At 55.4% G+C, this 15,109-nt stretch carries 11 protein-coding genes and 1 tRNA gene; 8 read left to right on the top strand and 4 right to left on the bottom strand.

Features of this window, described 5'->3' with window-relative positions; translation table 11 throughout:
• Positions 1-87: 87 nt before the first annotated feature.
• Both fliM and Pla100_RS21100 read right to left on the bottom strand, forming a co-directional pair.
• Entirely contained in the window at positions 88-1,389 is a 1,302-nt protein-coding gene (fliM, locus tag Pla100_RS21105) for a flagellar motor switch protein FliM (protein WP_146579875.1), read from the bottom strand.
• 8 nt (positions 1,390-1,397) lie between these two features.
• Positions 1,398-2,678, bottom strand: coding sequence for a glutamate-5-semialdehyde dehydrogenase (locus Pla100_RS21100; protein ID WP_146579873.1), 1,281 nt, complete (start codon positions 2,676-2,678; stop codon positions 1,398-1,400).
• Between the two features lie 1,096 nt (positions 2,679-3,774).
• Between Pla100_RS21100 and Pla100_RS21090 the strand changes: the two genes are divergently transcribed.
• The 8 genes from Pla100_RS21090 to Pla100_RS21055 all read left to right on the top strand — a co-directional run bounded on the left by Pla100_RS21090 (position 3,775) and on the right by Pla100_RS21055 (position 12,904).
• Complete coding sequence (locus Pla100_RS21090) at positions 3,775-5,049, top strand: hypothetical protein (protein ID WP_146579871.1); 1,275 nt, start codon at positions 3,775-3,777, stop codon at positions 5,047-5,049.
• 342 nt (positions 5,050-5,391) lie between these two features.
• The gene (gene pgsB / locus Pla100_RS21085) at positions 5,392-6,780 is read left to right on the top strand and encodes a poly-gamma-glutamate synthase PgsB (protein ID WP_146579869.1); all 1,389 of its coding nucleotides are present in this window, start codon (positions 5,392-5,394) and stop codon (positions 6,778-6,780) included.
• 1 nt (position 6,781) lies between these two features.
• Positions 6,782-7,297, top strand: coding sequence for a poly-gamma-glutamate biosynthesis protein PgsC (gene pgsC, locus Pla100_RS21080; RefSeq protein ID WP_146579867.1), 516 nt, complete (start codon positions 6,782-6,784; stop codon positions 7,295-7,297).
• Between the two features lie 84 nt (positions 7,298-7,381).
• Positions 7,382-8,632: a poly-gamma-glutamate system protein gene (gene pgsW, locus Pla100_RS21075; RefSeq protein WP_146579865.1), complete on the top strand. Its 1,251-nt coding sequence runs from the start codon at positions 7,382-7,384 to the stop codon at positions 8,630-8,632.
• Positions 8,633-9,113: 481 nt separating this feature from the next.
• On the top strand, positions 9,114-9,785 hold the full coding sequence (locus Pla100_RS21070; protein ID WP_146579863.1) for an ABC transporter ATP-binding protein: 672 nt from the start codon (positions 9,114-9,116) through the stop codon (positions 9,783-9,785).
• The gene (locus tag Pla100_RS21065) at positions 9,782-10,669 is read left to right on the top strand and encodes a DUF58 domain-containing protein (RefSeq protein ID WP_146579861.1); all 888 of its coding nucleotides are present in this window, start codon (positions 9,782-9,784) and stop codon (positions 10,667-10,669) included. The genes Pla100_RS21070 and Pla100_RS21065 overlap by 4 nt, the downstream gene beginning before the upstream one ends.
• Before the next feature lie 631 nt (positions 10,670-11,300).
• Entirely contained in the window at positions 11,301-12,650 is a 1,350-nt protein-coding gene (gene rho, locus Pla100_RS21060) for a transcription termination factor Rho (RefSeq protein WP_146579860.1), read from the top strand.
• A 171-nt stretch (positions 12,651-12,821) separates the two neighbouring features.
• A tRNA-Ser gene (locus Pla100_RS21055) sits at positions 12,822-12,904 on the top strand.
• Between the two features lie 454 nt (positions 12,905-13,358).
• Here the strand turns inward: Pla100_RS21055 and Pla100_RS21045 are convergent.
• A complete protein-coding gene (locus Pla100_RS21045; RefSeq protein ID WP_146579856.1) occupies positions 13,359-13,583 on the bottom strand; it encodes a hypothetical protein in 225 nt (74 codons plus the stop codon).
• Between the two features lie 287 nt (positions 13,584-13,870).
• Complete coding sequence (locus Pla100_RS21040; protein ID WP_146579854.1) at positions 13,871-14,869, bottom strand: PP2C family protein-serine/threonine phosphatase; 999 nt, start codon at positions 14,867-14,869, stop codon at positions 13,871-13,873.
• Between the last annotated feature and the right edge of the window lie 240 nt (positions 14,870-15,109).

The raw sequence follows: 15,109 nt of genomic DNA, 5'->3' as shown, positions 1-15,109 counted from the left end.
CGAGCCACCGGTAGAACACAACGTCTTATCGTTTGTCCTGGTTGTGTGAAAGTCAAGTCGTTCCACGCCCGACACGCAATTGGAACATCAATGCGTTTCAACCGATTCCAGAATTTGCTCGGCTTGGGCTACCGCGTTGGCTACCTCGTCGTTCACGGCGGACGCTTCCGCTTCGTCGTTATCGATCGGCAAGTGAGGTTTGTGTTCAATCATTTGCTGGATCTGAACAGCTTTCTTGCCTTTATAAGCGCCTGCCGTGGCTTGAAACTTGGGAACGTTTTGGATCGAAAGTTCCAAAGGCAGGTTCGCGTCTTGCTCGGTCGCAATGATATCACCGACGGACAGGTCCAACAGGTCACATGTTTTGATCCGACTGCGTGCTAAAGTTACCACCACATCGACCGGGGCAGCGTCGATGCTGCTAGCGATACGGCGACGCGAGCGTTCGGTGGGAGTCGTTTTGCCATAGCCGACCCAACCGTTGCGAGATAATTTCGCGTTGTACCTTTCGATCGTATTGAAAGGGATGCACAAATTCATCATGCCGCGGTTCTTGCCCAAGAGCACTTCGAATCCGATCAAGATCGCGACTTCATTGGGAGGGACAATCTGTGCCAGTTGTGGATTACTTTCGGTGGCTTCGATGACGGGTTCCAAGGTAACGATGTTTTCCCAAGCTGGAACGATTTGTTCAAGGAACAAATCGACCACGCGGCACATCAATCGCGTTTCGATCTCGGTCAATGGACGACGGATCGTTTCGCCGGGAACCGGTTCGCCACCGAGCATACGGTCGATGATCGCATAGGCCAGAGAGGGTGCGATGTCCAACACCCAATGCCCTTCCAGCGGTGCGGGTTTGACGATGTTGAAACAACTCGGGTTATCCAGCGAGAAAACAAATTCACTGTAAGTGAGTTGGTCGACGCTGAGCAATTTGACTTCCAGCATCGTTCGCAACAGACCGGAGATCGAAGCACCGAAATTTCGAGCGATTTGTTCGTGGAGCGACTGCATCGCCCGCATTTGGTCTTTGCCGACACGTTCGGGACGTTTGAAATCGTACGCGGCGACCCGAGCACCTTCGGGGACCCCCGGCGAATAAGGCTTCCCGGAAGACGTTCGCACCCGCGGTTGGGCTTCGTTGGGTCGCGGAGCAGGCTTCGCCTGGGTGGCACCGCCTAAATTTTGGGCGGCCAGTAGGCTATCGATGTCATTTTGACTGGCCGCGCCTGCTTGGTCGGCGGCACCCGCTTTGGTTCCCGCTTTGGTTTCGGGCGCCTTAGCGGGCACGTCCGAATCTGGATCGGCATCGGCATCGGCGTTGGCTGATTCCATCGCCTTGAGCAGGTTTTCGACCTGGTTCTGGCTGAGTGCTTCGTCTGACATCGAAAATCCTAGCTCCGCAAATGACCATTCCCACGTACGATGTACTTGTAGCTGGTCAATTCCCGCAACCCGCATGGGCCTCGGGCGTGAAACTTATCGGTGGAAATACCGATTTCGGCTCCCAGACCGAACATTCCGCCGTCGTTGAACCGAGTGCTGGCATTGACCATGACCGCGGCGCTGTCGACCAAATCGGTAAAACGCTCCGCCGCTGCAATCTCCGATGTCATAATCGCATCGGTGTGTCCGGAGCCATAGCGATTAATGTGTTCAACCGCTTCGTCAAGCGAATCGACCACCGCGATGCTGATCGTAGGTCCCAAAAACTCGGTCGAAAAATCCTCTTCCGTAGCCGGAATGCCGCCGGGAACGTGCACGGCCGCTCGCTCGTCCACTCTCATTTCGATTCCCCGAGAGGCCAATCGGGCGGCAATCGCGGGCAACGCGTCGGCCAAGATCCATTCGTGAATAAGCAACGATTCGCAAGCGTTGCAGACACCCATTCGGTGGCATTTGGAATTTTCGATCACATCGACGGCCATGTCGATGTTCGCCGTGGCGTCGACGTAAACGTGACAATTGCCGTCATAGTGCTTGATGACCGGCATGGTCGCCTCGGCGGCAACCCGGCGAATTAAACCCTCGCCGCCCCGGGGGATCGTCACGTCGATCTGGTCGTTGAGTTTCAGAAAATGTCCGACGGCGGCCCGGTCGGTCGTTTCGACCAATTGAACCGCATGCTCGGGAACCCCGACCCGAGCAGCGACCTCGTGCAATACCGATACGATCGCGCGGCTGCTGTGCATGGCTTCTTTGCCTCCCCGCAAAATGACCGCATTGCCGCTCTTGACGCAAATTCCGGCCGCGTCGGCGGTCACATTGGGCCGACTCTCGTAGATAAAAAATACGACCCCCAACGGCACCCGCCGTTTTTCAATCCGCATGCCTCCGGGGCGTGTGAATCCATCAAGGACTTCGCCGATCGGGTCTTTCAGGGACGCGATCTCGCGAAGCCCCTTGGCGATGCCTTCGATCCGCGCCGCATCAAGCCGCAAGCGATCGATGCTGGCATCGGTCAGACCGTAAGCCGGGGCGGCGGCTAAGTCCTGTTCGTTCGCCTCGATAATCGCATCGGTCGCTTCGATCAACGCATCCGCCGACTCGCTCAACCACCGGTCTTTGATCGTGGTGTCGAGTGAACCTAAACGGCGAGAGGCGGCTTTCGCTTGACGGGCGATTTGGAGACAAGCGGATGCCAAGTCGGTTTGATTTTCGGTTTCAGTGGTCATGGGGAAGAGTACCTAATGGTAATTCGTGTTTATCAAGTTAGTGCTTCGTCAAAATCTAATTTTAGGGTGAGCCGAACGCGCTAGCGGTCTGTTGATTTAGTCGTTTAACGGCAAGCCGAAGGCGTCGGCGATGCCCCCAATTGACGCCTACGGCTTGCCGTTAAACGAAAAGGAGTCGCGATACCACTAAATCAACAGCCCGCTAGCGTCGGGCGTTGAGCAATGCCCGCGGCTAGCGGCGTGTTGATTTAATCGTAACCCGAAGCGTGAGCGAGGGATTCATCGCAATTAAGTCCTTTGTATGTATCCCTCGCTCACGCTTTTTGAAGTTGCGCTTTTTTCGTAACCCGCTGCGTAAGCGAGGGATAATTGATATTGACTCATCCCTCGCTTACGCTTCGGGTTACGATAAACCAATGCCACAGGCAAAAGCGCAACTTCAAAAACTCACGCTTCGGGTTTCGATACCACTAAATCAACAGCCCGCTAGCCCGGATTATTCACGAGCCTTTGTCAGTTGGCAACCTTTGATCAAGTTTGGCTTTGGTCGCTGCTTGAGCCGAATCGCTCCGTAAGGCCCCCTTTCCCCCAGGAACCCTTTTGGTCGCTGAGGCGAGCGAATTACCAAGTGGTATGCCGCGCGAAACGAGCGTCAAACGGGAATCGATTGGCAGTTCACGACCGCAGACGCTCGGATCAAATTAAGACGCCTCTACCCGAAAATTGAGCTGCGATAGACTACTAGTGCTTCGTCCAACTTTGATTTTAGGATTAGCCGTTTTGGCGCTAGCCACGGTTTCGTCGCAAGAACCGGGGCTAGCGGGCTGTCGGTTTAATCGTATACCGAGTGACAACAATTAGCCGACGGGCGTTAGCCCCGGTTAACGGTCGCGGGAACCGCCGCTAACGCGGTACGGCTAATTAAATCGACAGCCCGCTAGCGCCCAAACGGCTAATGTTGCCAACCCTAAAGTTGAATCTAGACAAAGCACTAGGATAAACGTCGCGGATTTTGCCCGCCTGGGTTTGCGAGCTAGACTTGTGATTGTCCGAACTCTCGTCACTCCCAGACAAAACGCTTGCGTTGGGTAAATGGATGCTAGATTTACTGCGAGCCCGTTCCAATGGAGCGGGCAGGGTCTTTTCGTTGGTCGTCCCCGCGACGCTGGTTGGCTGCCTTTTTTTGATCGAAATGGTTGAGGGTCGGGGGGCCGATGGGCGAGTATCGAGCGACTCCGAGGCGATTCAAGAGGCCTTGATTTGGGCAGAAGCCCTCAGTGATGACCGGCCGGCGACCCGAGTCAGGGCCGAGGAGCAAATCGGAAGGCTTGTTCGTGATGCCGATCGAATGACCCTCGATCGCATCCGACAGCATCTGTTGCGGGGCCTATTGCGAGCCGGATTGAATGCGGATCTGGAGTCTCAGCTTAGCTTGGAACGCCTGCTTGCGGACTTGGATGAGACGCAACATTCATGGGAATTGAAAGATTTTCTCGAGCCCGACTTGGCCCCGATTCCACACCTTGCCACCAACCTCGAGCCGTCCGGTTGCCTGGCGTTGCACTGGCAAACTTTCGCGGCTCGAGCCGGCGACGACCTCGAGTCGCGGCAAGTGTTCGCTCGGCTCGCTGGCAAGGCAGGCCCATCGTGGCGGTGGTTTGCGATTGACGGGCAAACGAAGGACGACTGTGACATTTTTATCAGTCATCTCGGGTGCATCGCACCGACCGAGCCCCACTATCACGCGGTCGAAGCGAGGGTGGTTTATCGCCGCCTGGACCATTTCGAATGGGCCGATCGAACAATGTCGAGCGTCTTGAGCGATTCGCGTTTGCTGGGGCGGTTGATCGACCGGACTTTGTGCGACAACCCGTACGGTTGGTCGGTCGAGCAACGGTTGCGACTGGCGTTGATGTACCGGCGTGACGCCACCGCCTTACGGATCGCGGATTCGGTCGGGCAATCCGAAGACCGTTTACCAGTCGACTGGGCGGTTTCCATGTTGGCATTGCGTCAAATACAGCGACGAAGTTTTGCCGATTCGACATCCGGATCACCCCAATGGAGGAACCGCTGGCAGGCGATTTCGGAGTCACTCGCCGATCGCCGGATGTTGGCCCGACGGCCTGACGAATTGTTGCCGAAGGTGAAGCCATCGATGTTTGTTGACGCTGCGATCACGACACGAGTTCAAGACGTGGCCGCCTGGGTGTTGATGGATCGAGACGGCGACGATGCTCGTCAGCAAGGAATGCCTCAACTGCAAGCCGACTCCATTTGGGGCGTGCGTCGCAGTTCGATCGGGTTTGCCACGCAGTATGAACGAGACCGACAATTGGGTGATTTGGTCAAGAGGAATTCAAACCTTTAATGGTCCAGCGGATTCCTGTAGGTGGCACTGAGTGGTCCGCGAATGAACTTTCAAAGAACCTTGAAAATTTCTTCAGGACTGCTCTTTACTCCTGCCGATCCTAAAGAATAATTCTCGCGTTCACCCAAGAGCATTAAGAGTTTGGCTGACTCGTTCACGGGCCTTTTCCTCAGCCTCGACCACCTTCGTTCAACGAAGTGAAGGTCCTCATTCCCTGAATTGAACCAATCGCTGGAGTGCAGTTGGTTCCCGGTTTGTCGTTTTGGCTGCCCATTTTCCCCCTGTGCCAACGTCGGCATCGAATGGGTGGCGTGCGTCTATCCTTTTGAAAGTGAACCGTTCGTGAACGGATTGTGTGCGTTGGTAGCGGTTGCCGCTATCGTTGGTGCGGCCGCTCTTGCCGAAGCCTGGTGGTATCGTCGCCAGCTTGAAAAGATCCCATTTCGAATTCACGTCAATGGAACCCGAGGAAAGTCTTCGGTCACGCGATTGATCGCGGCTGGATTGCGTGCCGGCGGCATTCGAACGTGTGCCAAGACAACGGGCACGCTCGCACGAATGATTTTTACCGATGGTCGCGAACTGCCGATCTTCCGTCCTGACCGCGCGAACGTGATCGAGCAAAAACGAATCGTCAAGACGGCCGTCGCCGAGCAGGCCGAAGCCCTCGTGATCGAGTGCATGGCGTTGCAACCGTTGTTGCAATCGGTCTGCGAATTGAAGCTGGTCCGATCCACTCACGGGGTGATCACGAATGCTCGCGCCGACCATTTGGACGTCATGGGGCCGACACGACTCGATGTCGCCCGCGCTTTGTCGGCGACGGTACCGGTTGCCGGAACGCTGTTGACCGCCGAAGACCGCAACGACTCATTGCAAGTCATGAATGCGGCTTGCAAGGATCGGGGTACGACGATGCACAGCATCACGGCCGCCGATTCGGCAAACGTGACCGCCGAAGAATTGTCGCAGTTTTCATATCTCGAGCATGCCGAGAATGTCGCCTTGTCTTTGGCGGTGTGCCAACAGCTCGGCATTGACCGCGACGTCGCCTTGCGTGGCATGTGGGCCGCCGAACCCGATCCAGGCGCGATGCGTGTTCACCAACAAACCGTTCGTGGCGACTCGTGGCATTTCGTCAACGCCTTCGCCGCCAACGATCCCGAGTCGACAACGCGTATTTGGGATGCGGCCTATGATTACTTCCCGGGTGTGCAGCGTCGCGTCCTGGTAATGAACTGCCGGGTCGACCGGATCGACCGCAGCGTCACGATGGCCGATGCTTGTGTCCAGTGGCGCAAAGCGGACCGATTCGTCATCATCGGATCAGGTACCGACGTGTTTTTGCGTCGGCTGCTCAAAGGTGGCGTTAACCCCGATCACATCCTTTGCTTGGGTAACGCCAATGGTGACGAAGTCGTCTCGATGCTGATCGAGTCGTTTGCGGCCGAGAAAGCCAAGTCAAGCCACACGACGGCCGCGATCAAGACGGCTGAGTTGGTTTCGGCCACTACAACGGCATCCAGACCGCAAGCCGACGCCCCGACCGCTACCAATGAAAATGCTACCGCATCGGGAATGCTGTTGATGGGAGTCGGCAACATCGCCGGACCTGGGATGGCGTTGGCTGATTTCTTTGCAGATCCGAACAGTTGTGTCGAGTTTTCCAAGCCGATCGTTGCGGCCGGAAAGACAACGTCCAATAGCGAACGTGTGATGGAGATGGTCTGAAATGGAATGGTTAGCTTTGTCAATCGGTATCGGACTGGTCGTCAGTCTCTTGTTCACCGAAGCATTCGGATTGAGCGTCGGCGGCATGATCGTACCCGGATACTTGGCGTTGTCGTTTGATCAACCGTTGACGGTGATCGCGACAATCGCGGCAGCGTTGATTACCGCGTGGATGGTCCACGAAATCGACCGATACGCGATCCTTTTCGGACGACGACGAGTCGTGCTCACGATGGTATTCGGTTTCGCCGTTGCGGCGACGCTCCGAGCGATCCTCGAAGTCGTGTGGCCGGGTGTTTCGATGGCGCTGGTGGGTGGCTCGGCGGCGGAACTGGCCTCGGGCGAGATGTCGCTGGCGTGGTTGCAAAACATGACCGTGATCGGATTCGTGATCCCCGGATTGGTCGCGTTGTGGATCTCCCGCAGCGGTGTCATCCAAACGTTATCGCCGCTGATCATCGCATCGTCGCTCGTCCATCTAGTGTTGGTCGCCATGGGCGTCACTTCGTTGGCATAGCGAAGACCGGCTCATGGCATCGTCCAATACTCATTCTCTTGTGGCCTCGTTCACTACCCAATTTAAGACCCAACGAAACCTGAAATGAAAAAACTATACTATCGACCACAGAAGATCTCTTCTTGGTCGTTGGTGTTCTTGGCAATCGGTTCGATCGCCGTGGTCATGGCGATCCGATTGGTGCCAGCCCGTTGGCCGGCGCTCGAAAGCTTCGCCGGCACGGCTTATCAGATCCCTGATTTGCGTGATCGCATGCTCGAAGCATCCGAGCGAGCCGAGGCCGCGTTTGAGGCGATTCACTGTCGTCGTGTACAACTCGGGCACGCGTTGCTTGACCTTCATGATCCTGCCGACACCGGCATGATCGGCCCTTCGATGTCCATGGTGACAACGTTGCCCGGTCACCTCGAAGCGAAGCAAACGAGTGTGAACCCGAACTTTGCCGCCGTCGCGATGCGAATGCTCGTCGATGCGGGTGTCCGTCCCGGCGACCGGATTGCCATCGGCTGCACCGGATCGTTTCCGGCATTGAATATCGCGGTCTACAGTGCCGCCGAATCGCTCGGATGTCGCCCTGTCATCATCAGTAGCGCCGCCTCGAGTCAATTCGGTGCCAACGAACCGGACCTGATGTGGCCGGATATGGAAAAGCTGCTTTACGATGAAGGCATCTTTGCTCATCGCAGCTTGATGGTATCCCGTGGCGGTTTTCAAGATCGCGCGGCTGGAATGACCGATGACACGCGCGTCATCCTTGAAGCGTCGATCGAGCGAAGCGGTTTGCCATTGATGGATAGCGAGAGTGACCAAGACGCGATCGAGCGGCGCATGTTGGCGTACTCCGAAGCGGTCGAAGACGACTCTTACGCGGTTTACATCAATGTCGGTGGTGGAGACGCCTCGGTCGGAGGGACGATCGGAAATGACACGCTCGGCGAAGGCATCATTCAGCCGATCTCGGCCTTGTCACCGAGTCGATTCCTAGGCGTGGCCCAAGCCGGGACGGTGCCGACCGCCAGCGGAGAGCCATCACCGAACGATTGTGTGGCGGCTCGGTTCTTGTCGTCTGGGGTTCCGGTGATCAATATGATCAACGCTGTCAAGCTCGCCAAACAGTACAATCTGCCGATTGCATCTTCCGAGATTATCCCGGTTGGCCATGGTGGCGTTTACGCGATCGCCGACTTACGCCGCGTCTTGGCGGTTTTGGGGATTGCGGTGATTACGTTGCTCACTTTGTTGGTCGTTCGGCCCCCGCAGCGATTAGTCGACGCGGGCAAACGACGAGGCTGGTTCGGCGACCATGCCAAGTCGCAACCGCAGTGGATGGTATAAGGCCGCGATTTCGGCATACTCGGATTGGGTGGTTCGCACCGGTGTTCTGCGTTAAGCTTAGCATCGCGTGAAAAATAAGTGGCATAGGCTTCCAGCCTGTGTATATCCCACAAGTCCTCATGTATTGCTCCCCTGCCAGCTCGTCTGGCAGGAAGCCGAGGTTGGTAAGCTAGACACGAGCCGCAAGTCCCCCAACCTTCCGATTTTCACTTGTGCTCGCCGCTTGAAGCGGCGAGCACAAGTGAAAATCGGAAGGTTGGGGTAGCGTCGTTGTCTAGCTTGCGAACCTTATTCACCCACGAGACGAGCTCGTGGGGGTCAAAAAAGATGTGGGGTATAAACAGGCTGGAAGCCTATGCCACTTTGATAATGCCCATCCGAAAAGGGGTCTGACCCTTTGGAGGCGCGTCTATATTCGTTGTTTTTTTGGTATCGCCGGAGAGGGTCAGACCCCTTTTCGGATAGGCGCTTAGGCTTGGCCGTGTTGAAAGTACATCAGGTTCGCAAGACGTACCCAACGGTCGGCGAACCGTTGATTGTGTTGCGTGACGTCTCACTGGAATTAAACGCCGGGCAATCGGCGGCGATTGTCGGCCCGAGCGGCAGCGGCAAGACAACGCTGCTACAGATCTTGGGCTCGTTGGATCAACCCGACGCGGGAGACGTATCGATCGGTGGACAAGACCCATTCCTGCTCGATGAGAAAGCCCGCGCGGCGTTTCGCAATCGCACGATCGGTTTCGTATTTCAAGATCATCATTTGTTGCCGCAACTGTCGGTCATCGAAAACGTATTGATTCCCGCGCTCGCCGTCGGGCGTCCCATGCCGGAGGATCATCAGCGTGCGGAGATGCTGATTCGCGACGTCGGACTGGCCGAACGAATGACGCACCTGCCCGGCGAGTTGTCTGGTGGCGAACGAGAACGCGTCGCGATCGCGCGAGCGTTGGTGATGCAGCCCACGTTGATCTTGGCCGATGAACCGACAGGCAATTTGGATGCACGCACCGCGTCGGAGATCACTGCGTTACTGCTACGTTTGCAGGCCGACGCGAACGCGGTACTTGTCACCGTGACCCACTCCCAAACGCTAGCCGATGCGATGGACCAACGGTGGGAATTGGTCGACGGTCACCTCGAGTCGCGGGCATGACGGCGTCGCTGGCCCCCGAAGCGTTGCAGAAGATCAAACGTCTTGACTTGCGTGCACGGATGGTCGTGCGGGGCTTTTTGCAAGGATTGCACACGAGCCCACTGCAAGGATTTTCGGTGCAGTTCAGTGAGCATCGCCGCTACAACCGGGGCGATGACCCCAAACTGATCGATTGGTTGGTTTATGCCAAAACGAACAAGCATTATGTCAAACGTTACGAGGCCGAAACGAACCTGACGGGCTACTTGGTCATGGACCTGTCCAAGTCGATGGGGTTTAGCCAGCGACAATCGATGAACAAGTTTGAGTACGCGACGTGCTTGGCGGCGTCGCTGACTTATTTGATGACGATGCAAAAGGACCCGGTCGGCTTGTTGACGTTTCGCGACAAGCTCAGAGCTGTGTTGCCTGCACGAAGTCGACGGGGGCAACTCGGTGACGTGATGGCGGCGTTATCATCGATGACGCCCGACGGAACGACCGAGCTGCCCGCCAGCCTAACGCAGGTCGCTGCGATGTTGCGTCAGCATAGCTTGGTGATGCTGTTTTCCGATCTACTCGGCGACCCGGCTGAAGTGTTGATGGCATTGGGGCGATTGCGTCACGGCGGGCACGACGTGATCGTTTTTCATGTCATGGACGAAGCCGAAGTTCATTTTCCCTATGACGGCCCGATCGAGTTTGAAGACCCGGAAACGGGTGAGGTCGTCACGGTCGACGCAACCGGTTTTCGAGACGAATACCTCAGTGGCGTGAAAGCGTTTCGCGAAACGTACCGGGAAGGCTGCAACCGAATGCGGATCGATTATGTGCCGTTGGACACAAGCATGCCGTTTGACAAGGCGTTGACCGAGTATTTGCAACAGCGTCAGGCACGCTTTTAGCTGAGTTTCTAGCTGTATCCGTTTCGAGCGTGTTGCCAAAAAAACTCGTTCGTTCAGGTCAACTAATTTCAAAAACACCTTGACATCAGCTAATGGAGGCCTATATTTGCGACATAAATGGTGTTTTGGTGTTCGGAAAAGACGTGTGCTTGTTCACTCCGTTCCGTTCACCTAATCTTTTGATGGCCCCCGAAGACTCGGAATTGTTTTCGACAGTGAGGCCTGGCTCTTTAAGCGAGCCTCCTCGCAGACTTCGAGAAAGAATTCAAGAAGTCGTTTTGTTTTCCGAAAATTCGATGGGTGTTGTTCGGCGATCCCAAATCCTATCTGGGAAGGGTCGAACGGGAATCTTTTGGCAAGGAATTGCCACTTACGTGAGTTCGTGTCGGGCATCTTTGCTGGCTTGATCTCCGAAGGTTGCGTTGAAGGTGTTACCGCCACCCTCAAAGCAAACAACCTGACTTTCAGTTTTCAAAACGCGGTTCCTCTTGTTGGTTATCCAATCGACTTGGCGCGTTCGGTCTCTGCTTTCGTGATTTTGCTAAGGCACCATCTCAAGCGAAAGCGGCAATCGAACTTTCCGACCAATCTGCCCGTTTGCGGGTGTTGCTTGTGGTACCAGGAATGACAGATGGCAAAAAAGAAGCGTGCACCTCGTAGCCGAGGTGGTTACGGCGGCTCTCAAAATGGTTCCCCATCGGACAACGGTGGTGAAGGCACCTCCAACGGCAACGGCGGCGGCAAACCCCGATCGCGGCGTCGACGACGTGGCGGCGGAGGCGGCGGCGGAAACTCCGGCGGACCTCCTTCGGGCGGCAACGGTGAACCAGCAGATTTCGTCAGCGATGCTCCGCTCGAAGAGTGGTCCGGCATCCTCGAAATGCACCCCAACGGCTACGGATTCTTACGCAGCCCCACGAACAACTACACCCGCGAACGGTCCGATCCATTCGTGCCCGGAACGATGGTCGAAAAGTTCGGTCTGCGTCAGGGCGTCATGCTGCACACGATGGTGCAACAGGCCAAACGACAACAGGGGCCGCGTGTTCGCGAGATCTTAGATGTCGAAGGTTCGCCACCGGAAAAATATGTTGATGCCCCTCATTTCGATGACCTGACGGCGATCAATCCGGAACAACCACTCAAGCTGGAAAAGGGCAAATTGCCGCTGACCAATCGAGTCATCGACTTGCTCGCCCCGATGGGCAAAGGCCAGCGTGCGTTGATCGTCGCGCCGCCGCGAAGCGGTAAAACGATCATGCTTCAGCACATCGCCGAAGGCATTTCACAGAATCACCCCGACCTCAAACTGATGGTCTTGTTGATCGACGAGCGGCCCGAGGAAGTCACTGATATGCGTCGCAGTATTATCAACGGCGAAGTCATCGCGAGCAGTTTGGACATGGACATCGAAAGCCATGTGCGACTCAGCCAACTGGCGATCGATCGCGCCAAACGTCTCGCCGAAGCCGGCCAGGACGTGTTCTTGATGCTTGATTCGATCACGAGGTTGGCGCGAGCGTTCAATAAGTGGGTCGGCAAAGCCGGTCGTGGCGGTGCCACAGGCACCGGCGGTTTGGACATCCGCGCGATGGACATCCCCAAGAAACTGTTTGCGACCGCGCGGGCGTTCCAAGAAGGCGGTTCACTAACAATCGTCGGCACGTGTTTGGTCGATACGAACTCGCGAATGGATGAGGCGATCTTCCAAGAGTTCAAAGGCACCGGCAACATGGAAGTCGTTTTGGATCGACGTTTGGCTGATCGCCGCGTTTATCCGGCCATCGACATATCGATGTCCGGAACTCGTCGCGAAGAACTATTGCTCGACGAAGAAACCTACGAAACCGTTTCCATGCTTCGGCGAACGCTCAGCGAAATGCATCCTGTCGACGCGATGGAGCAATTGACGAAACAACTCGGTCGATTCGAGGACAACGAAGGCTTCCTGAAGTTAATCTCGGGAGCCAAGTTAGCTTAGATATTCGTCGCAATGGCATCTGAAGGCGGCGAGAAACTCGCCAAGAGTTTCGGCCCGAACAGGTTCAATAAACTTGCTCACAACTCCGCTTGCCGTGGTTGCCAAAAACCGACGAATCAACGAAACTCTAAGGACGCACCAAGAAGGTTGAGCAACGATAAGTTTGCCAACGGAGGATAAGCGAGTTGGTGAGCGGCCTCACTGGAACTGAGGTACCCCGTAAGGGGCTGCGGGTTCGAGTCCCGTGTCCTCCGCTGTCGTCAAAACACCCTCAAAAACCCCGTGTTTTTGAGGGTGTTTTTATTGGCACCCCGGTGTGTGCCACGAGTTTGCCAATAGAAGTGTTCTTGTCCGACTCGATGACGGGCGATGTACCGCAGCCGGATGCCAAGTCGGTTGCAAAACTACTTAACGTCGGAACGCCCGACGCCAACTCCGGTCCACTTCAATTGGTCCATCTTGCGACGGGGTTCGTCATCATTGAAGTAGTCGTAGTTCCGAACCTTCTCACTGTCGCAGTGGCCAGGTCAGCCCATCACGATTCGTTCTCGAGCCCCGTCAAGCGACTTTACATTGTCAATGGCGCTGCAAGGCGACTACACCATTGCCACGATTTGGAAGAACCAGAATGCTTTGATTTTCTGACTTTGTTCGATTACGCCCCCAAAGACGCTAAAGAACTGCAATCGACAAAAAGAAAGGTAGAAGCTAGTTCCCTTCCTTCGTCATAGCGTCGCCGCTCATGGTCGGTTCCGCCATCATCGCCTCGCCCTTCATGTTGTCGGACATCATCTCGCCGCCTTTCATGTCGTCAGCCATAGCGGGCGTGTCGTTCGACGCGCCTTCGGTGGTCATTTTATTCTCCGCACATCCGACAAAGGCGAGTGTAGCGACCAGGAACAGACCGGAAGTGGAGATTGCGAGCGTTTTCATCTTGTTTCTTTCTGGAAAATTAGTTTTTTTGTTGCACGACAGGGAGAGTTCCTGATTGCGATGAGGAATAGACGCCGTTGCAGGTCACTGTCTTACCAAGCGAGTTCCGATTTTCTCAGAATCGCCCTTGGGGAATTTCCAGATACCGATTGCTATACGCTGTCCCGTTCGTGGAAAGCGATCCAAACAGCACCATCACTGCGAAATCTTTCCGATGCATCTTTGGCGAACTGCCCGGCTACAGCACTCGACAATCTGGCCAAATAGGCGCGGTGACATAACTGATGCTAAACCCGCTCGCCAACTCTTGCGATCAATTGGGAAAGTGATTTGAAGTATCCAGTCAGTTTTTCAATGGGACCCGGCGTTCTTCGTTCGTCGGTAAACCGGATCGCGATGAGGGTCGTATCATCGTCGCCAAGCCATCGAGCGGAATGTTCACTAACCAACCGGTTGAGTTCTAGGCCGAATTGCGATACTGAATCGGTTCGCGAAATTTGCTCGACAATCTTTAGAAGTCCTGCCTCGCCGAGCAACTCATCGGACGTGTCGCAACATTCCGTATAAGCATCGGTATAGAGCAGGAGCCAGTCACCTGGATCGATCTTGATCACGAAATGCTCATAGGAAGTTGAACGGTCCAGCCCGAACGGGAAATTATCGGCTTGCCCCGCTGTACTTGTCGGCTCATCCAGAAACGCCCAGCTTTTCCGCGAGTGTTGATAAATCAGCGGTCGCGGGTGCCCCGCATTGGTCAACAGGAGAGTTGACTTATGGCTAAGGAAAGTTGCAAGCACGGCGGTCGCAAATCCGTCTTTTGTTTCCAGCTCCGTGAACTCGCGGTTCAGCTCAACGACCAAGCGATCTTGCTTCTTGGCATTCATGAACTTTCGCAATAAGGCACGTAGCTTTTTTGAGGTTTCACTGACGCGATCACCGTGCCCGGCAACATCGGAAAGCACAATACGCGTGACAATTCCACCGGCACACAGCGAGAGGTAATGGACGTCACCCCCCTGTTTATCACCTTGGTAAGGCTGACTAAACACCCAGGCGTGAAGACCAGCCGATGTTACCGTTTTTTCGACGTGGCTGCTCCCATTCCAGATTTCCATGCATTGCAGTTCGTGGGGACCGCTGGATACTCTGGGATTGGATTCCGGCTCGTTTTTCATTCTCTGGTTCTGCAGTTTGGATTGTTTAAAAAAAGTTGAGTGAGACTCAGCCAGCGATATCCTGCAGACCGTCCAGATCGAGCAAGCATAGATACGCCCGCGAATAGTCAATCAGAGCTTTTGCAAGGCAAACTCGATGAGGCGAAACCAATTCGGCTGTCAACGCTCATTAAGACGCTATATCTTCAGCACATCTTACGTTCGGTTTGCCTTTAAAGCGTTTTTCGCGAGTATAAACCGTATCATTACGTCGATCGGCGTCGGTGCGCTATCGCATTGATCGAGTAACACCGGTCTCGTTTCCCTTGGGGGCTACCGAGCCAGTCGGAAAGACTTGAGACGCAAACCGCA

This window comes from Neorhodopirellula pilleata, from assembly GCF_007859915.1.
In the GTDB taxonomy this organism is placed as follows: Bacteria; Planctomycetota; Planctomycetia; order Pirellulales; family Pirellulaceae; genus Rhodopirellula; species Rhodopirellula pilleata.
The sequence above is the reverse complement of the archived record's forward strand: the minus strand, read 5'-3'. Positions and strand labels throughout refer to the sequence as shown.

What these genes read in the sequence shown, in the direction of transcription:
- Pla100_RS21065 (WP_146579861.1), top strand. Translation starts at nt 9,782, where the DNA reads ATGACGGCGTCGCTGGCCCCCGAAGCGTTGCAGAAGATCAAACGTCTT.
- Pla100_RS21090 (WP_146579871.1), top strand. Translation starts at nt 3,775, where the DNA reads ATGCTAGATTTACTGCGAGCCCGTTCCAATGGAGCGGGCAGGGTCTTT.
- pgsW (WP_146579865.1), top strand. Translation starts at nt 7,382, where the DNA reads ATGAAAAAACTATACTATCGACCACAGAAGATCTCTTCTTGGTCGTTG.
- rho (WP_146579860.1), top strand. Translation starts at nt 11,301, where the DNA reads ATGGCAAAAAAGAAGCGTGCACCTCGTAGCCGAGGTGGTTACGGCGGC.
- pgsC (WP_146579867.1), top strand. Translation starts at nt 6,782, where the DNA reads ATGGAATGGTTAGCTTTGTCAATCGGTATCGGACTGGTCGTCAGTCTC.
- Pla100_RS21100 (WP_146579873.1), bottom strand. Translation starts at nt 2,678, where the DNA reads ATGACCACTGAAACCGAAAATCAAACCGACTTGGCATCCGCTTGTCTC.
- Pla100_RS21045 (WP_146579856.1), bottom strand. Translation starts at nt 13,583, where the DNA reads ATGAAAACGCTCGCAATCTCCACTTCCGGTCTGTTCCTGGTCGCTACA.
- fliM (WP_146579875.1), bottom strand. Translation starts at nt 1,389, where the DNA reads ATGTCAGACGAAGCACTCAGCCAGAACCAGGTCGAAAACCTGCTCAAG.